Source organism: Eisenbergiella porci, from assembly GCF_009696275.1.
GTDB lineage: Bacteria > Bacillota > Clostridia > Lachnospirales > Lachnospiraceae > Eisenbergiella > Eisenbergiella porci.
Genome location: NZ_VUMI01000036.1, coordinates 21,729 through 40,522 on the forward strand (window position 1 = coordinate 21,729; position 18,794 = coordinate 40,522).

An 18,794-nucleotide genomic window follows, 5' to 3' on the forward strand; every position below is an offset into this window, starting at 1 on the left:
TTTCAGAATGTGCAGCTTCTGCCTTTGATAATTGCGGAAAATGTAAGCTCGGGTACGAAGGAAAATATGGATCGGGAAAAAGTCATAAACTGCCTGAAGCTGGCAGGACTGTGGGAAAAGATAGAAGATTTTACTGATAAAAAAATACCTCGCTTGGGAAAGGGATACAGAAAAATGCAGTCGGGCTTTCCGGTGGAGAGCAGCAAAAGCTTTGGATGGCCAGGGCTTTTTATAAGGAGGCGCCTTTGCTGATTCTGGATGAACCGACGGCTGCGCTGGATCCGCTGGCAGAGCAGGAGGTTTATGAGAAATATGTGCGTATGTCGGAGGGGAGAACATCGCTGTTTATTTCTCACAGGCTGTCAAGCACCCGGTTCTGTGACCGGATCCTTTTCATGGAAAACGGAAGTATTCTGGAGGAGGGCAGTCATGAACAGCTGCTTGCCTCCGGCGGGGCATACGCAAGGCTGTTTGGAATTCAAAGCAGATATTATCAGAAGGAATGTATGGGACAGGAGGTGCAAAGGGATGCATTGGCTGCAGAATAAACGGGAGGAAATGAGCAAAGACCGAATGGTTTTGAAGGCGCACGAATGGAAACCGCAACAAAAAATCTGCCCCCTAAGGCTTTTCACCTAAAAGGGCAGATAAAATACATTCATACTTAATTCAGGTTATCTATTGTTCTGAAATTACCAGCAGGCCACCTGTAGTCATATTATATTATTCCATACTCCTTATACAGTTTCTTTCGTTTCTTATCATTCCCACAGCATTCAAAAAATTCCTTCTCACGTCCATCCGCCTGCATCAGCCGGGCCAACTTGGATAATGCAGACTCACCCGCTGCGATTCCCTCTTCCCTAATATCCATCAACGCCGTACACATATTATATCCTCCATTCTCATTTCGGTAAGTTTCCCGCTCTCCTTTGCCCAGCTTCTTCATTCCAATGAATACCTCCAGCAAATCGCATTCTTCCTCCGTCAGATTTCCAAAATGCTCTGTATGTCCCTTTACGTAATCCTTTAATCCCTTCCTGTCTGCCGCCACAGGGAGAAGTTCAAAGACCGCCCGCAAGCCGGTCCGAAAATTTTCCGGGTTCACATTCCAGGCGTGAATCAGATTCATCCGGAAATCCGGACAGAACTGCTTCATATCCTCAAGTCCTTCCGGAAATTTTAAAATATCATGCAGACTGCTTCCCCCTTTCCACGGTTCTTCTCCATGATAGAAGGTTAGGAAGATTACCGGATGCAATCTGTCCTGTTTGGCAAACCCACTGAGATATTCACCGCCGGTTTTCAAGTTCTTTGCTTCTTTGTGCGCTTTTTCAATTGTTTTTTTCTGCTGCATGTAAGCAATTGCTGTATCAAACATATTACGCAACGGCATGGCATAATCCGTACAGTTCTGGTTTTCATCCATCAGTACAAGATAACCTTCCCCTGCTCCCGCCGCGTAAACCACATCCGGGATACGCTCATAGCTGCGGCATTCCCTTTCCGTTTGTTCCTCACTGTAATTGAGGATCTCAGGCATCCTTTGCAGCATTTCCGGATGCAGGCGCTGTTCGCCGCAAAACAGACCTCCGTTTATTAAATCACAAAAAATAACAGGTTTGCGAAGCTGCTGCTTTACCCTGATATCTAATCCTTTTTCCCTTTGCAAGATATGCTACCTCCGATGAGAACAGATCCCGTATCAGTCTATGTCTTTGGCTTTTTTAGCATTTGACTAATGTTCCTTGAAATTTAACAGACTGATTCTTACCGGCTCTGATAAAATGACATGCTGTCCTGCCGGATAAACCGGCTACTCACATTTTTTATGAGTGCAGCAACATAGGATTGCAGGCACCTAAGAAGAGGCACCGATTTACTTTTCATTCTGGCACTGCCAATTTCAGCTACAACGAATTCGTGTTTTTATATTAATCGCATAACATATTTAATTCAATAGGCAAAATGACGTTTTTTAGTTGCAATGTTTCTTAAAAAAAGCTGTAACCAGGCATAAATACTGCATTTACGGATGTCAAAAGGCACCTGGTAAAAAATAACTTTACCAAGTGCCCTCTTATTCAGCTGGATACCGGACATTTTCCGTCTCCATCTGAGTTATTCCTGTAACAATACAGATCATCCAATGGGCCGGAAGGCAAAGAATTCCGGATTCCCGTCCTCATTTCTGTAAAGCAGCTCTTCCACACAGGCCCCCTTTTTTTCATCAACCAGATAATCCATCCAACCGTTTTCCTCCTGACCCAGCCAGCAGATACTGTAGCGTTTTTCCACGGGATCAAGAATTACTGTTTTAATCGTACCAAAACCATCCTTATAGTAATGCGCAGTCATTCCCTCCGGATATTCTGCAAGCATAAATTTACGGATTTCTTCCTCCGAATACCGTTCCTTTTCTTCTGCAAACTTCTTCAATCTGTCATACCTTACAATAGAATTGTTCATACCGGCCGGTTCCAGATGCTTAAGCTGCTCTATTATGATATGATTGGTGCCGCACAGATACTGAGGGCCTTCTTTCGGACTGATTTGCTCATATGCTTTTTCTCCGTCCATGGTTTCGAATAAAATCCCTGTACCGGAAGGATCGGCCAGGTAAAGGTTGATATTATAGGCAATGGGCATTTGCATTACCTTTTCCAAAGCCTCCTGTGCATTGGCGCAGTTTTCAAGCAGGCTGCGGATAACCGCCCAGAACTGCAGCCCTTTTATCTTCGGCGCACGCATGCCGGGCATGTTGCTGACCGGGAAGCCGCAGGAGGACATGGATACCGCCAGCCCTTTTTCATTGATTCCCTCGCATCTGCCGAACTCCACGATCGTACCTGCGATATGGGCGTATTTTCCCGCGGGCGCGGTCCTGCAAAGCTTCAGATCCTCATCCTCAATGGTGAATTCATAATTGCGGGCGATTTTTGGATGCCCGTCCAGTGTTTTCTTTCCGGTAAGTATCAGGCCGGAGCAGCGGGGCACCAGCATGGTCATCCAGGTATAGGCAATGTCCTTAACCGGAATGCCGGCCGCTTCCGAAAATCCCTCCAGTTCCTCCCGGATGCCGGGACAGTACATATCGTAAAGCCCAAGCGCTTCCTCCAGCGCCTCCCTGGTAAAATATTCAGGGGCAGGAACATACCATTTTCCCGTATCCTCCTGTCCTGCTATCTGTCTTCCTATTTCCCGGTACGTCCCTTCCAGTTCATAATAGCTTACTTTCTGTTTTTCCATAGAATGCTTCATCCTTTCTTCCTGTCTGTGTTTTCGTCTGGCAACAGCTCAGATATCCTGGCTGTTACGGTGGATGAATCTATTCTATTCTCTGTTTGCTTATTAATCCTGTCTTTTTCTGCTGGGAAATGTCCTGCAGGCTGTCTGGAAACAAAGATTTTCTATGCTGGCTGCCGTCCGCATTCCGCTGCGCCACAGCCCCTTGCGCTCCTCTTCGCCGTTTCAGCTTCCGTTGCCCCCGTCAGACTGCAAACTGGCTGTTATACAATCCGGTATAGAAGCCGTTCTTTTCAAGCAGCTCTTCATGGCGGCCCTGTTCCACTATTTTCCCATCTCTCATCACCAGGATTACATCCGCCTCCCTGATTGTGGAAAGCCGGTGCGCCACAATAAAGCTCGTCCTGCCCTCCATCAGGCGGGCAAAGGCTTCCTGGATTTTCATTTCCGTCCTCGTATCAATGGAAGAGGTTGCTTCATCCAGAATGAGCATGGGCGGCAGGCACAGCATGACCCTGGTAATGCACAAAAGCTGCTTCTGTCCCTGGGAAAGGCTTCCCCCGTCCTCTGAAATCACTGTGTCATAGCCTTCCGGCAGACGTTTGATAAAGCTGTGGGCATGGGAGGCCCTGGCCGCCGCTATGATTTCCTCCTCCGTGGCATCGGGCTTTCCCATGGTAATATTTTCCCGGATAGTTCCCGCCTTCAGCCAGGTATCCTGCAGCACCATACCGTAACCGGCGCGCAGGCTCTTGCGTGTCATATCCCAGATATCCGTTCCCTCCACCCGGATTTGGCCGCTGTCCACATCATAAAAACGCATCAGCAGGTTGATCATGGTCGTCTTACCACAGCCTGTAGGGCCTACAATTGCCACTCTCTGTCCAGGCTTTACCTGCAGATTGAAGTCCTCAATCAGCTTCTGCTCCGGCGTATAGGAGAAGGCCACATGGGACAGCTCCACATTTCCCCGGATATTATTCAGGTGCATTGCCCCTTCTTTTTCCGGTGTCTGGGGTTCTTCCTCTATTAAATCAAAAATGCGTCCCGCGCAGGCCAGCGCGTTCTGCAGCTCCGTTACCACGCCGGATATTTCATTAAAGGGCTTGGTGTACTGGTTGGCATAGCTGAGCAGGCAGGACAAATCGCCCACGCTGATCCGGCCCGCCACCGCCGCCAGCGCGCCTACCAGTCCGACTCCTGTATAAACCACGTTATTGACAAAGCGGGTGGCAGGATTGGTGATGGAGGAATAAAATATAGCCTTCAGGGAGCATTTCTGCAGCCGCTCATTGATTTCATCAAACTGCTCCATCGCCTTTTCTTCATGGCTGAAGGCCTGCACCACCTTCTGGTTTCCCAGCATTTCATCAATCAAAGCGGTCTGCTCCCCTCTTGTTTCCGACTGAAGCCGGAACATGGTGAAGGTTTTTTTTGCGATAAAAGCCGCCACAAACAGGGACAACGGTGTGATAAGCACTACCACAAAGGTAATTCCCACATTGGTTGCAAGCATGAACAGGATAGTCCCCGCAATCGTCATTACGCCGGTAAAAAACTGGGTAAAGCCCATGAGCAGGCCGTCCGCAAACTGATCCACATCTGCAATGACCCGGCTGACAATCTCGCCGTAGGAGTGGCTGTCAATGTATTTTAGCGGAAGGATTTCTATCTTTCGGAAGGCTTCGTTCCTGATATCCCTGACGATGTGATATGTCATTTTATTATTGCAGATATTCATGATCCACTGAGCCAGGGCAGTAACGGCAATGGCTATGGCTATCTGTTTCAGGACGGCCAGAATTGCCGGGAAGTCCACCTGCCCCCTGGCAATAATATGGTCAATGGCCCGCCCAGTAAGCTTGGGCACATAAAGGGTGAGTGCCACGCTGACGGCGGCCAGTACCAGGGAAAGCCCCAGGTAAAACCAGTAAGGCTTCAGATACCGGAGCACCTTGACAAGGGTTGCCTTCTGTTTTGTCTTATCTTCTTTTGCTTTTGCCATGAGCTTACGCCTCCTTCCTTTTTTCAAACTGGGAATAATAAATTTCCTGGTAAGCCGGACAGTTTTCCAGCAGCTCCTCATGAGTGCCTATGCCTGCCACTTCCCCATCATCCATTACAATGATCTGATCCGCATAACGGATGGAGGAAGCCCGCTGGGATACAATAAATACAGTGGGTCCTTCTTCCATTTCCTTGATCGCCTTACGGAGCCTGGCATCGGTTGCGAAATCCAGCGCGGAGGCGCTGTCGTCCAGGATCAGGATTTCCGGATTTCTTACAAGGGCCCTGGCGATAGTAAGGCGCTGCTTCTGCCCGCCCGACAGGTTTTTCCCGCCCTGGGCCACAGGAGCATCCAGCCCGCCGTCCTTGTTATCCACAAACTCCCTTGCCTGAGAAATATCCAGCGCCCTTAAAAGCTCTTCCTCCGTAGCGTCCTCTTTTCCCCACCGGAGGTTTTCCCGGATGGTTCCCTTAAACAGAACCGCCTTCTGCAGCACCATTCCCACCTTCCGGCGCAGTTCCTCCAACGAATAATCCTTCACGTTTTTACCGCTCACAAGTACCTGTCCCTTTGTGGCATCATAAAAACGGGGAATCAGGTTCACCAGGGAAGATTTTCCGGAACCGGTTCCTCCGATGATTCCTATGGTTTCTCCCCTATAGGCCTTAAAACTAACATCCGTCAGAGACTCCGCCCCTGCATTTTTATAGGTCAGGCAGACATGATCGAACTCCACGGAAGGGAGCCTGTCCAAAGCCTTTTTTCCAACTGCGCCAGTGCCCTGGCCTGATACACCATCTCTGTGTCCATCATCCTGGCAGCCGTTCCCGTCCTTCATACTGGATTCTATTTCAAAAATACTCTGGATACGGTTTCCGCAGGCGATAGCCTTGGTAATTGTAATAATCAGATTTGCAAGCTTAATCAGCTCCACCAGAATCTGGGACATATAATTGACCAGCGCAACCACCGCGCCCTGCGTAATTATGCCATTTTCCACACGCCACGCACCGGTCCAGACCAGAACAATGATCGCGCCGTTAATAATCACATAGGTTACGGGATTCATCAACGCGGAAATTTTACCCACATGCTTCTGCATGGAGGTCAGCGTATTATTGCTTGTTTCAAACCTGTCGATTTCGTTCTCTTCCTTATTAAAAGCCCGAAGCACACGGACACCGGTCAGGTTTTCCCTGGTAATCCCCAGCACCCTGTCCAGCCCTCCCTGCACCTTTTTATAAAGAGGCATGGTCAGCATCATGATTCCGAATACCACAACGGAAAGCAGCGGAATGGTCACCACAAATACAAGAGCCGCCTTCACATCAATGGTAAAGGCCATAACCATAGCGCCGAATACGATAAACGGGGAACGAAGGAACAGACGCAGCACCATGTTCACCCCGTTCTGCACCTGATTGGAGTCACTGGTCATTCTCGTGATCAGCGTGGACGTCCCCACCGTATCCATTTCCGTAAACGACAGGCTCTGGATATGGGCAAACAGCGCATGCTTCATCTTCGCCGCAAATCCGACCGCCGCCTTCGCCGCAAAATACTGGGCCGTAATGGAACATACCAGCCCCACGACACCAAGCATGATCATGACAAAACACATTCTGCCGATATACCCTCTGTCGGCATTCCCAATCCCCTTATCAATAATCGCCGCCATAACAAGCGGCACCAACAGCTCAAAGGAAGCCTCCAGCAGCTTAAACAACGGCGCCAGAACCGTCTCCTTCTTATAATCCTTCAAGAAAACAAGTAACTTCTTCACACCCTCACTCCTTCAGTATATTTTAAAAATCCCAAATAACTGTTCAATCCACCTTCACAGCAATTGCCCTGATCTGCTGGTAACAGTTCAGCCTTCGGCCGAACTGTTACTGCATCCGCCCATGATAAGTCGCCTTCGGCGAGGGGCGGCTGCCTGCTGGCATCACGTTTTCTCACGGTTTGCGCAGTAAATGCGCAAACCTGCCTGAACTGTTACATTTGCTGTTCCACCTGCCAAACAGTTACTTGCCAAATTTCCTCGTCTATCGTATCATAAAATCAGGTATATTAAAATTATTATATTTATATATAATCCATACTTTTAACATATATTACTCAAATTCCACTCCCGGTTTATTACACCCCATACTCTTAGCAAATACATTACCCAAATTCTGCTCCGGGTTTTACAGTAACCCTCCGGCAGCAACCGAGGCATCCTGGGTCTGGTGTCCCCGACACTTTGGCATCCTGTCCCCCGGCCGGGCTTTCCTGCGGCGGCGTATGCTTTCCGCGGGACGGAGGTGTTTTTTGCGGGTGTATTTTATACCATGGAGAGGAGACCGAAAAACTGGAAGGTATCCTGACATTTTTTGTCCCGGGCTCATCGGAATGCCCGGTATAACCCGCACCCGCAAAAAAGCGCCTCCGCCCCGCGGAAAGCATACGCCACCGCAGGAAAGCCGGGCCAGGGGACAGGATGCCTCGGTTGCTTCACACTCAAAAACAATCACAGGAGAGGTAGATTCATGGAATTAAAACAGCTTTCACATTTTGTAACCGTGGTAAAGGAAGGTACCATCTCCGGCGCCGCCAGGAAACTGAATCTGTCGCAGCCGCCGCTGAGTACCCAGATGAAACAGCTGGAGGACGAGTTCGGCTGCGTCCTTTTTGAACGCGGTTCCCGAAAAATACAACTGACGGAGGCCGGGCAGCTGCTCTATGAAAGAGCCGTAACTATGCTGGAGCTTTCGGAAGCAACCCGCAGGGAGCTGCTGGACTATAACAGCGGTCTGACCGGGGCGCTGCGTCTGGGTGTGGTTTCCTCCGTGGGAAGCAGCCTGCTGCCGCTCTGGGCCGCCGCGTTCCATCAGGCCTACCCCGACATACGCTTTGAACTGTTTGAGGCAAATACCTATCAGCTCCTGGAACAGCTGCGCTCCAACCTGCTGGAACTGGCCATTGTGCGTACTCCTTTTCATGCTGAAGGCTTTGTTTGCACTTCCCTGTGCGAGGAACCGATGCTGGCGGTGGGAAGTGAAACCTTTTTCCCGGAAAAAACTGTGGTGCCTTCTGATTCCGGCTGTTTTGACGGCTGCATTACCCTGGAGGCCCTGAGCCGCCTGCCTCTGATCGTATACCGCAGATGGGAAACGCCCCTGCATGACGCTTTTACCCGGGAAGGACTTTCCCCCTCCTATTTCTGCCTCAATGACGATGCCAGGACCTCCGTCCGCTGGGCGGACGCCGGCCTGGGCGTGGGAATCGTACCTGCTTCCTCGCAGCCGCTGCTTCAAAATCCACATACAAAAGTATACAAAATAAGCGACAGCAGACTCTTTACCAGCATTTCCGTTATCCATAACAAAAATGCGTATCTGTCCACTATCGCCCGTATGTTCTTAAAACATTTAATCACCCAAATGCACTGACCTGCCGCACGGATCGCAGTCCGGATAACAGAACTGTCAGTCAAATACCCCGCCGAAAGCAACGGAGTAAAAACAATATCACTATTTTATCTTTTACAAAAAATCCTTCAATTCACGCAAATGTCTGATTTCCCGGTCAATCCGCAGTCCCGGGGTATTCTGCTTTCCTGCGGGATTGAACCAGCAGGCGGCAATCCCGGCATTGTTGCCGCCCTGGATATCCGACGTCAGGGAATCCCCGATAATCATGGTCTTTTCCCTTTGGAAATCCGGGATTCTCTGAAAGCAGTAGTCGAAAAATTCCGTCTGGGGCTTCTGGTAGCCCACCGCCTCCGACACAAAAATATCCTTCATAAAACGGTCCAGCCCGGACAGCTTCAGCCGGTTGCGCTGGGTGACCTCCACACCGTTGGTGACCACGTAAAGGTCATATCTTGGAAACAGCCAGTCCAGAACCTCCTGCGCCCCCTCAATGAGTTCATGCCCCTCTCCCAGCATCATCTGATACTCTTCTTCAAAAGCAACGCCGTCTCCATCGATCCCAAGCTGTTCAAACAGCCTGCCGAACCTGGTAAAAAGCAGCGTCGGCTTATCTATCTCGCCCCGTTCAAAGGCCTCCCACAGACTATGATTGATCCGGGAATAAATCCGGTAGCTTTCCTCGTCACACGGATAACCATGAGCCTCCATAGCGCGGTAAAAGGCAGAATGCTCCGCTGCTGAGAAATCAAGAAAGGTCCCGTCCATATCCAAAAGCAAGGTAGTATATTCCATGTTTCTTCCTCTCTGTTAAAAAAATAATATATCTTAATAATTCTTACAGTCTGCATAGTTAATATGCAGACTGTAAGAATATGCGGCGGCAGCAAACATCCGCTCCATCATAGAGCGCATTTAGCTGCCCCTGTTTATATAGGCATTGGATTATTGGTTAAGTAACATCTTAGCTATGTCCAGATCGCTTTTGGAAGAATCCTCCGTTATTAAATCGATTGCCTTTTGTACATAAGCATCTTCCAGCTCCAATGCTTCTGAAATTGCAGTAGCATTAAGCCCCTTTTTCAGTTTTCTTCTTATCATAAATACTAATTTTGCTTCTCCTTCGGCACGGCCTGTTTTTAACCCATCCTGTCTTCCTTTTTCAATACCAATCTCAAGAATATTCATCTTTACAGCCTCCCATTCTTCCGATTGCTTCACTTCATTTACGATTTCATCCAACGTAATAATCCGTTTATCCTTTATCTTGACCTCAGGATTATCAATCGTGGTATTTTTCATATACTGCAGCAGGCTTATCAGCTCAGGACATCTCCGTATTAAAACGGCGGTCAGATACATCCCGTGCCCAGGCATCCAGCCGGATAGCCCTTTTCCCGCTCTTGTTGAGCACTACCTGCTCCACCTCTACATCTGTCAGCTTCAAATCCGGCTCATCCAGAATAATGCTCAGCGTACTTTCATAAGCGGTTTTATTTCCGCGAGCAACGAGCCAAGTAGCCATGCTTGCATGGCTATTTGGCGACTGCCGCGAGAGTCAAATACCCCGTTGCTTGCAGCGGGGTATTTGACTCTTCATGACAGATAAGAATAAAGCAAAATCACTCAGATTAAACTGATAGTTTTGGGACAGCGCCTGCGTGGCAGCCGTTCCGGTTGTCTTAGAATTCATAGGCATTCCTCTCTTTCTTTTTTTGCAGAGAGAACCATGCCTTCTGTGGCTGCACAGATATCCGGCAGCCGCTTTGTCCTCCCTGCTTATTCATTTGTCAGCAAGGAGTTCATGCATTACCGTACACATGTAAAAAAGAAAACCTCCGTCAGGCAGAAGTCTGTACATATGTCGTCCATGCACACGCGAAGCTGCGTGCAGATACCGGTCTGTGGGCTGAATTGCCTTCACAGAGCGGCGCAGAATCTTAAAAGATAAAAAGATTTGTTGAAGTCATTGCTTATCCCGATTGTAGCATACAGATATAGTTTCTGCAACAATTCCTGATAGTATTTATTTGTATAACCGTAACAGTTCAGCCTTCGGCCGAACTGTTACTGCATCCTCCCATTATAAGTCGCCTTCGGCGAGGGGCGGATGCCTGCTGTCACCACGTTTTCTCACGGACTGTGCAATAAATGCGCAGTCCCATCTGAACTGTTACATAAAAATCAACAGTTCAGGCATAAAAAATCAGGCATCCCGCCGCCGACAATCTCTGTCCGCCTGGTTGGATGCCTGTCTTTTTCACTTATTCATATGTTCTGCGCAATCAAATACCCCGCGGCAACAGAATATCAAACTTGCAGGGCCGCTAAGCAGCGGGGTATTTGACCCTCGCGGCAGTCGCCAAATATCCATGCAAGCATGGTTACTTGGCTCACTGCTTGCGGGAGTAAACGGAAACCACTGCCAAAGCTGCCGCATCAGTCCACCGTAACCCGGAACACCACCGGCTTATCGGTATTGACGCCGTTCACCTTCACATGCAGCCCTTCCTCATCCCTGGACCAGCTGCACTCCGAATCAAAGCCGAGAATTTCAACGTTGCGGATGATTCCATGGAAGTTGGGCTTCTTGGAGGCATCCTGTTCACCCAGCGCGGGGAACAGATAGCTGCCCTCCGGGGAACATTTCAGGGCTGTGGCATAGATATGATCTCCCTTTACCGTGTAGCGCACATCCGCAGGGGTAAAATCCTTTTTGATTCCATCGGAGAACTGTCCTTCCACAATCTGTGTAGGGCCTTCTCCGTATTTTCTCCACACCCCTGTGTCGTAAATGGACTCCCCGTTATCTCTCAGCCAGTCGCCTATTTCTGTCAAAATCCGGGTGTCCTCCTCCGAAATGGTTCCGTCCGCCTTCGGGCCGATATTCAGAAGCAGGTTGCCGTTCTTGCTCACGATATCCACCAGATCACAGATGATATCCTTCGCAGGCCTGAAGTCATTATTTTCCGTATAGCACCAGGAATTCAGAGCAACCGCCGTATCGGTCTGCCAGTGGTACGGCTTCACATCCGCAAACTGCCCGCGTTCAATGTCCACCACCGCCGTGCCGAACATGAAAGCATCATGCTTGTAGTTGATGAGGACCTGCTCACCCCATTCCTCTGCACGGTTATAATAATAAGCGGCCAGCTTTTTCAGGTAAGGCTTAAAGGCGCTGTGCTGTATCCACCAGTCAAAATACAGAAGCTTCGGCTGGTATTTATCAATGATTTCGCAGGTTCTTACCAGCCAATCCTGAAGATATTCCTCCGAAGGCTCCGGTTTCCCGTACAGGTCCTGATGATCCGGCTCCGCCATGGACGGCCAGTACAGATCCCCTCTTTTCAGAGGCTCCTTAATGTCACTGTCGAATTCCTTTCCATGCCCCAGGAAAAACCAGTGCTCCGCCCGGTGGGAGGAGGCGCCGCCTATAAGCCCTCTTTTTGCAAAGGCTTCCGTCAGCTCTCCCAGCGTATCCCTCTTGGGTCCCATTTCCCCGGCATTCCAGTGGGAAATTTCACTCTTGTACATCTGGAAGCCGTCATGATGCTCCGCTACGGGCACCACGTATCTGGCTCCCGCCTTTTCAAACAGATCAGCCCATTCCTCCGGGTTGAATTTTTCCGCCTTAAACATAGGGATAAAATCCTTATAGCCGAATTCCTTATGCGGCCCGTAGGTTTTCACATGATGCTCAAATTCCGGCGTTCCCTGAATATACATGTTCCGGGGATACCACTCATTGGCAAAGGCCGGAACGCTGTAGGCGCCCCAATGGATAAAAATACCGAATTTTGCCTTCACGAACCAGTCAGGCATGGGATGGTTCCCCAGGCTCTCCCAGGTATCCTTATAGGGTCCCTGTGCGATTACTTTTTCTATTTTTTCCAGATATTCCTTCAGCTCCGCCATCAGTCCGTCACCACACCCTTCTGGAGCATGACATTGGCATAAAGCGCCGTCTCTCCTGTCGCTATGATTGCATACGCTTTTTTTGCTTCCTCGTAAAAAGCAAACCGTTCTATGTGGCCGATAGCCTCTCTGCCGCGGCTTTCATATTTTTCCTCGATCTGCGCATAGGTTTCCCAGATGGGCGTCTCCACCTTATCACCGGGCATTACCTCCATGAGGGAAAAGGGCTTTTCCATATAGCTGTCCAGCGGAAATACCTGCAGTATGGCATCCAGTATTTCAGAGACGCCGTGTCCGTCCATGCGGATTACCTTCGCATTTTTGCCCATGGATTCTGCGGGGAAGTTGCCGTCTGCTATGACAATGCGGTCGCTGTGGCCCATTTCACACAGAACCTTCAGAAGCTCGGGGGATAAAATTTTCGGAATTCCTTTTAACATGTGATTGTGCCCTCCATATCCCACAGGTCTTCCCAGCCCTTTGCCCCGGCCCACAGGAATACCTGTCCTTTGATCAGTCTGCAGTTTTTATCCGCCCTGCGGATGCTCTCCATCTCTTCTTCAGTAAGCGGATCCTCAGTTACGCAGACAAGGTTGCTTACATACTGGGGTTCCTTTACGGAAAAAGGAATGGGGATCTGGCCTCTCTGCGCAGCCCATTTCAGGCACACAAGGGCAGGATGGATGTTGTGTCTTTCAGCGATTTCCACGATTTCCGGCATCTGGGTATCAGCGATGTCCTCTGCGGTTCTGTCCCGTTCCGGACGGGAAGGGGAACCGATGGGACAGTAACCGATAGGCTGAATGCCGTGGGCTACGGCATAATCAAACAGCTCCGGCTGCTGAAATCCGGGATGCAGTTCCATTTCCAGTGCTGCCGGCTGGATTCTGCACAGCGGCAGCACTGCCTCCAGCTTGGGAACGGTCATATTGGACATGCCTATATAGCGTACCTTTCCTTCATCCACCAGCTGTTCGCACTGTCTCCAGGTGCTCATGAATTCTTCCACACTAAAGGGCCTGGAATCAGGATTCCGGGAATCTCCGTCACAGCCGGGCGCATGATAGTTGGGGAAGGGCCAGTGGACAAAATAAAGATCAATACAGGAAAGCTGCAGATCCTGCAGGCTTTTACGGCAGGATTCCAGTACCTTTCCTTCACCATGCATGTCGTTCCATACCTTGGAGGTTACGAACAGATCCTTTCTTTCCACGATGCCTTCCTGCATAACGCGTTTTAACACTTCTCCGATTCTGTCTTCGTTCTGATATACCGCTGCGCAGTCAATCAGGCGGTAGCCCGCCTTGATTCCTCCGTAAACGGCTTCCGCCACCTGTTCCGGGCCGTATTTGTCGGAACCGAAGGTGCCAAGCCCTACCGCCGGAATGGTCTCTCCTGTGTACAGGGCGCGGCGGGGGATTTTATTCTGATCTATGATTGCTGTCATATTCTCTCCTTTTTGCCGGCAGGAATTTACTTTGGAAATTCACGGCTGCCGTTTCACACAGCAGCCGCTTTTACCGCCGGCTTTCACCGGTTACTGTTTAGTCAAAAACAACTGCTACCTTGCCGCAGTTTCCGCCTGCCATAAGCGCATAGGCCTCTCCTGCTTTTTCCAGCGGGAATTCATCCGTAATCAGATCCTCCGGATGGATGCCCCAGCGGACAAGGCGCTCCACCAGTTCCTCCATTCTCCACAGCGAGGTTACCCAGGAGCCGTAAATGGTCTTCTGTCCATGGATGATGTCAGGGCTGGGATTAAAGGTGCAGGTGCCGCCTTCGCCGACGAATGCGATTTTGCCCCATTCCCTTGTGGCGCGGATGGCAAGCTGGCGTCCCGGATCGCTGGCGCTGGCGTCAATGGCGCGCTCCACGCCGTTTCCGTTCGTTACCTTCATAATGCCGTCCATGGCTTCGTCCGGTTTGAACACATAATCCACCAGTCCCAGTTTCTTTGCCAGGCCGATGCGGTAATCATTCATTTCCACGCCGATGAGCATGTTGGCTCCCATAGCCTTTGCAAGCATAAGAGCAGCCAGTCCCACCGGGCCCAGGCCGGTTACCAGCACTGCATCGTTGCCGCAGATTCCGATTTTTTCAATGGCTTCATATACCGTGCCGAAGCCGCAGGCTACCTGTGCGCCATCCTTGTAGGTCAGTTCGTCAGGCAGCGCGATCAGATCCTTTTCATCCGCCAGGATGTAGGGCGCCATGCCGCCGTTCCTCTGCCAGCCGTATGCCTGACGGAAACGGCTCTTGCAGGATATGTAATAGCCTCTGCGGCAGTCGTTGCATACGCCGCAGCCGGAAATATGGTAAACAATAACCCTGTCGCCCTTTTTAAAGCGTTTTAAGCCCTCTCCTTCTTCCACGATGACGCCGCAGGGCTCATGGCCTGCAACCATACCGGGAATGTAGCCCTCCGGACCTTTTCCCACATGTTCCCTGTAGATGCAGCGGATATCGCTTCCGCAGATCGTGGTAGCCTTGGTCTGGATCAGCACCTGGCCGTGACCGGGCTTGGGAATTTCAAATTCCTTCATTTCCACTGAGCTGTTGCCGGGCAGTGTCGCCCCTCTCATTCTCATTTTTTCCATTGTTTAACCCCTTTCTTTTCTAAAAAAGCAACCGTCAGGACAGTGAACGGCCTCTCTTCTTCAGCCTTCAGCCGCTTCACAGCAGCAGTGACTATGTCACAAATTGTGTGTTAACTGATATCCTTATTATAAAAGCTAATGGGAAAAAGTATTAGAGAAGGATTTGACAACTTGCTTCATTTTATGTCGCATCAGCGCAGGTTTCTTGACTTCCCGGCCAGGAAACGTTACATTAATATATAAGACAGAACGAAACAGGTCAGGCAGGCCCCGCATTACTGCGTTGGCCAAACGAATATACGGCAGCAGCCAGCCGCCGGCCCATCACACAGAGCTTTTAAACGGTTGGATGATATTTGAAAGGAAACAGAAGATATGCGCACGAATTTCAGCGATCTGAATATCCGCTTTACCATTGGGGATACGCGGTTTCAGGCACTTAATATTATCTATGAAAGATTTCTCCGCACGGTTCCCAGCCACAGCCATGGCAGCGGAAGCTATGAAATCCACTATATTCCCCGCGGCTACGGCCGTGCACGCATCAATGGGCGTTTTTATGACATTGTTCCCGGGACGCTTTATGTGACCGGGCCGCATGTGGAGCACGCGCAGACGCCGCACCTGGAGGATCCCATGTGTGAATACTGTATTTATCTGAAAACGGAAAAAAAGCGCCGCTCCCAGCCCTCCGCCGGGCCGCAGCCAGACGGCAGGGAACGGGCGTTGTCCCTGTTTGAAGGGACCACCTTCTGGTTCGGCCAGGATACCCAGAATGTGGCTTTTCTGATGGAAGAGCTTTTTTCCGAACTGGAAAACCGCTATACCGGTTTTCAGCTGCAGGTGGAGCTGCTGCTGCAGCAGCTTCTGGTCAGGCTGGTGCGCAATTATGAAGAAAAAAAAGAAACCGGGAGGGCTTCCGGCTTCTCTGCGGCGGCTGATAAAACCTCCGTGATCATTGAAGATTATTTTCTCTATGAATATCAGAGCCTGTCCTTAGAGGAGCTGGCCGGAAAGCTGGGGCTTGGCACAAGACAGACGGAACGGCTCCTGCAGAAGCATTACGGCAAGACCTTTCTGCAGAAAAAAACGGAGGCGCGCATGTCCGCCGCTGCCATCCTGCTTTCCGACAGCAACCGGAGCATCACCTCCGTGGCTGAAGCCCTGGGGTATTCCTCCATGGAGCATTTTTCCTCCGCATTTAAGAATTATTACCAGCTCAGTCCAAGGCAGTACCGGAAGGAAGGGGCTTATCACAGCTTTCCGGAGCCGTAGCCGCAATCAAATTCTACCACAGCTTTCCCGAAAGCAACGGCAGCGGTTCCAGAAAGCGTTCCAGAATTCCCTCCTCTGTGACGCCCGTATCCAGGCTTCCTATCGTATCGTTCCAAAGGCAGTAAACCGCCCCCGCCATCCGCCCGGAATAGGCAGGCAGCATTTCCGCCTGTGTCCCAGCGGCGAAAAGATTCGGCTCCCACTGCTTCAGTACTTCCAGATCCAGACGGTCGTAGCCGCCTCCCGGGATAATATACAGGCTGCTGTTGAGGGAGTTGATGATGGTAAAGCCTTCCTCATACATATCCTGCGGATCGGCCCATTCCATATTCCAGATCTGCATCTGCACATTTTCCGAAGCCACCTGCGTCCTGCCGGGCAGGCGGCTCAGGCTGCCCCACATACGCACGGTGCGGCCGCTTTCCTGAATCATGCTTATCATGTCATTGGCAAAGCTGCGGTAGTCCTCCCCGTCCGCAAAATATTCATCCATTCCGATATGGACCAGCCCCCCTGCTTCAAAAACGGGATCCTCCCCTTCCAGATATTCCTTCCAGAGCTTTTGCACCAGGTCAACTGTCCCTTTTTTACCCAAATCAAGCTGATCCACATTATCCGGCTCGTCCGCCAGGGCATATTCCGGGAAAATCCTTGTCAGCGCCAGGCTGTGGGCGGGCGTGTCAATTTCAGGTATCACCTGCACCCCTTTTTCTGCCGCAAAACGGGTGAGTTCCTTCCACTCCTCCCTGGTCAGGGAACCATCCTGGGAGGTAATTCCCTCTCCCCTGCTGTTTTTCAGCCCGGATTCCAGACGGAAGCCCGCATAAGCGGTAAACGCGTTGGAAATGGAATCGTTTTTTCCGCTGGTGGAAAGAATCTCATTGTCATTCAGATGCACACCCAGATTATTCATTTTGTGTTCACTCAGAGTCAGGACAATCTGTTTCAGGGTTTCCAGGGAAACCATCCTCCTGCCTATATCTATATGAAAACCTCGCACGGAATAGCGGGGATAATCCCGGATCGTGCCGCAGGGGATTCCCTCTCCGGCATTTTCAAGAAGATTAGCGGCCGTGACCGTTGCCCAGATAAGCCCCTGGAGCTTCTCTGCCCGGAGCACCATAGTGCCTGGCCGGATATCGAGCCAATAGCCTTCTTCCTTCAATCCCATCTCTTTTCCGGCAAAGCCCAGATAAATATCCCCCGTCTGCAGGGAAGCTTCCTCACCGGAAACCACCGTCAGCTCCTCACCGGACAACTTTTTCCAGCTTTCCTGTAAATCTAGGGCAGGCTGCCTAAGCTCCGCCTCCCTGCCAGCCTGCATCACAATGCGCTTCGCATCCCCTGGAAAGAAAAAACCGGCGCCTCCCTTCCATTCCGAGACCTCAGGCGATAGCCGCGGCCGGTCATTTACCACAGACGCTTCCGAATTATCCGCGGGCGATTCCGGATTGTCCGTAAAAACGGAGGGCGGAACCGTTACATAATAAGAAGGGGAATCCTCATATTTATCGCCCTGCGAAATCCGGTATCCCACGGTAACCGCTTTTTCCTCGAGCGTGGGATATACCGTGCCGTCCTCGTCAATGATTTCCTCATAATCCGATCCAAGCAGCCGGATTTCATATCCTGCGGGCGCTTCGGGAAGGGGCAGGAAACGGCTTCCGTCTTCCGCTGTCCTGATTTCCGGAACCTGAAGGCACCAGGATACCGGAGCCTGGGCGTACACTTCCATTTCCAGCAAAGAAACATTCTGATAATAAAGGTACTGGTTTTCCTCCGTATCGGAAACCGCCGTGGTTCTCAGGCGCAGGAACCTGCCCTGCGCCGGATTATCCAAAACCACTTGCTGCTCATTGGTTTCCGGCGTACCTTCCCACAGGGCGGCCTGTGTCCAGTGCTCCCCGTCCCGGGATACCTCGATTACAAATCCCAGCACGTTCAGACGTTCCCAGTAAAGGCTGACAAAGGCAAAACTCTGCTCCTGTGGAAAAGAAAACTGCAGCCAGTGCTCCGGCGCTCCCGCCTCATTGGCGCTGGACCAGCGGCCGGCGCCGGCATTTTTCTTTCCATCCGCCGCCAGCTGCGGCAGGAAGCTGTCATTCTCCACACTGTCCGCCGTCACCTCCACACCGGGCATCAGGGCCAGATTCTCATAATAAAAACCATGCTCACCAGCGCCGGCAGCCGCGTCTCCTCCACCCAGGCTCTCTCCCCCGTCCCCCTGAAGCAAGACGCACGCCAGCAGAAAAAGCAGCGCCAGCATTGCCAGACAGGCTGTTTTTATTCCTGGATAATATCTTTGAGTTTTGTCGTTATTCTTTGCCATATTACTCCTAC

Annotated in this window: 15 protein-coding genes; 3 read left to right on the plus strand and 12 right to left on the minus strand. The window is 50.7% G+C overall.

Features of this window, described 5'->3' with window-relative positions:
* Nucleotides 1-164: 164 nt before the first annotated feature.
* On the plus strand, nt 165-548 hold the full coding sequence (locus FYJ45_RS30870; RefSeq protein ID WP_276915370.1) for an ATP-binding cassette domain-containing protein: 384 nt from the start codon (nt 165-167) through the stop codon (nt 546-548).
* 170 nt (nt 549-718) lie between these two features.
* Here FYJ45_RS30870 and FYJ45_RS19240 read toward each other — a convergent pair whose 3' ends face one another.
* The 4 genes from FYJ45_RS19240 to FYJ45_RS19255 all read right to left on the minus strand — a co-directional run bounded on the left by FYJ45_RS19240 (nt 719) and on the right by FYJ45_RS19255 (nt 7,037).
* Nucleotides 719-1,672 (minus strand): Rpn family recombination-promoting nuclease/putative transposase, encoded by a 954-nt coding sequence (locus tag FYJ45_RS19240; protein ID WP_154466722.1) that lies wholly within the window; start codon nt 1,670-1,672, stop codon nt 719-721.
* A gap of 470 nt (nt 1,673-2,142) precedes the next feature.
* A complete protein-coding gene (locus FYJ45_RS19245; protein ID WP_195841894.1) occupies nt 2,143-3,249 on the minus strand; it encodes a C45 family autoproteolytic acyltransferase/hydolase in 1,107 nt (368 codons plus the stop codon).
* Between the two features lie 241 nt (nt 3,250-3,490).
* The gene (locus FYJ45_RS19250; RefSeq protein WP_154466726.1) at nt 3,491-5,251 is read right to left on the minus strand and encodes an ABC transporter ATP-binding protein; all 1,761 of its coding nucleotides are present in this window, start codon (nt 5,249-5,251) and stop codon (nt 3,491-3,493) included.
* Between the two features lie 4 nt (nt 5,252-5,255).
* On the minus strand, nt 5,256-7,037 hold the full coding sequence (locus FYJ45_RS19255) for an ABC transporter ATP-binding protein (RefSeq protein ID WP_276925148.1): 1,782 nt from the start codon (nt 7,035-7,037) through the stop codon (nt 5,256-5,258).
* Nucleotides 7,038-7,785: 748 nt separating this feature from the next.
* On the opposite strand from FYJ45_RS19255, the gene FYJ45_RS19260 reads away from it, so the two are divergent.
* Nucleotides 7,786-8,688: a LysR family transcriptional regulator gene (locus FYJ45_RS19260; RefSeq protein WP_154466728.1), complete on the plus strand. Its 903-nt coding sequence runs from the start codon at nt 7,786-7,788 to the stop codon at nt 8,686-8,688.
* Nucleotides 8,689-8,781: 93 nt separating this feature from the next.
* Here the strand turns inward: FYJ45_RS19260 and FYJ45_RS19265 are convergent, their stop codons facing one another.
* The 7 genes from FYJ45_RS19265 to FYJ45_RS19295 form a co-directional block, all read right to left on the minus strand.
* Nucleotides 8,782-9,462 (minus strand): YjjG family noncanonical pyrimidine nucleotidase, encoded by a 681-nt coding sequence (locus FYJ45_RS19265; protein ID WP_154466730.1) that lies wholly within the window; start codon nt 9,460-9,462, stop codon nt 8,782-8,784.
* A gap of 150 nt (nt 9,463-9,612) precedes the next feature.
* Nucleotides 9,613-9,969: a regulatory protein RecX gene (locus FYJ45_RS19270; RefSeq protein WP_154466732.1), complete on the minus strand. Its 357-nt coding sequence runs from the start codon at nt 9,967-9,969 to the stop codon at nt 9,613-9,615.
* Between the two features lie 22 nt (nt 9,970-9,991).
* On the minus strand, nt 9,992-10,192 hold the full coding sequence (locus FYJ45_RS19275; RefSeq protein WP_154466734.1) for an exotoxin: 201 nt from the start codon (nt 10,190-10,192) through the stop codon (nt 9,992-9,994).
* Nucleotides 10,193-11,106: 914 nt separating this feature from the next.
* The gene (locus FYJ45_RS19280; protein ID WP_154466736.1) at nt 11,107-12,582 is read right to left on the minus strand and encodes an alpha-L-fucosidase; all 1,476 of its coding nucleotides are present in this window, start codon (nt 12,580-12,582) and stop codon (nt 11,107-11,109) included.
* A complete protein-coding gene (locus FYJ45_RS19285; RefSeq protein ID WP_154466738.1) occupies nt 12,582-13,022 on the minus strand; it encodes an RbsD/FucU family protein in 441 nt (146 codons plus the stop codon). Before FYJ45_RS19285 ends, FYJ45_RS19280 begins: the two co-directional genes overlap by 1 nt.
* On the minus strand, nt 13,016-14,029 hold the full coding sequence (locus FYJ45_RS19290) for an aldo/keto reductase (RefSeq protein ID WP_154466740.1): 1,014 nt from the start codon (nt 14,027-14,029) through the stop codon (nt 13,016-13,018). The genes FYJ45_RS19285 and FYJ45_RS19290 overlap by 7 nt, the downstream gene beginning before the upstream one ends.
* Before the next feature lie 97 nt (nt 14,030-14,126).
* Entirely contained in the window at nt 14,127-15,179 is a 1,053-nt protein-coding gene (locus FYJ45_RS19295) for a zinc-dependent alcohol dehydrogenase family protein (RefSeq protein WP_025491583.1), read from the minus strand.
* Between the two features lie 375 nt (nt 15,180-15,554).
* On the opposite strand from FYJ45_RS19295, the gene FYJ45_RS19300 reads away from it, so the two are divergent.
* Nucleotides 15,555-16,454: a helix-turn-helix transcriptional regulator gene (locus FYJ45_RS19300; RefSeq protein WP_154466742.1), complete on the plus strand. Its 900-nt coding sequence runs from the start codon at nt 15,555-15,557 to the stop codon at nt 16,452-16,454.
* 13 nt (nt 16,455-16,467) lie between these two features.
* Here the strand turns inward: FYJ45_RS19300 and FYJ45_RS19305 are convergent, their stop codons facing one another.
* Nucleotides 16,468-18,783 (minus strand): family 20 glycosylhydrolase, encoded by a 2,316-nt coding sequence (locus tag FYJ45_RS19305; protein ID WP_154466744.1) that lies wholly within the window; start codon nt 18,781-18,783, stop codon nt 16,468-16,470.
* Nucleotides 18,784-18,794: the final 11 nt, after the last annotated feature.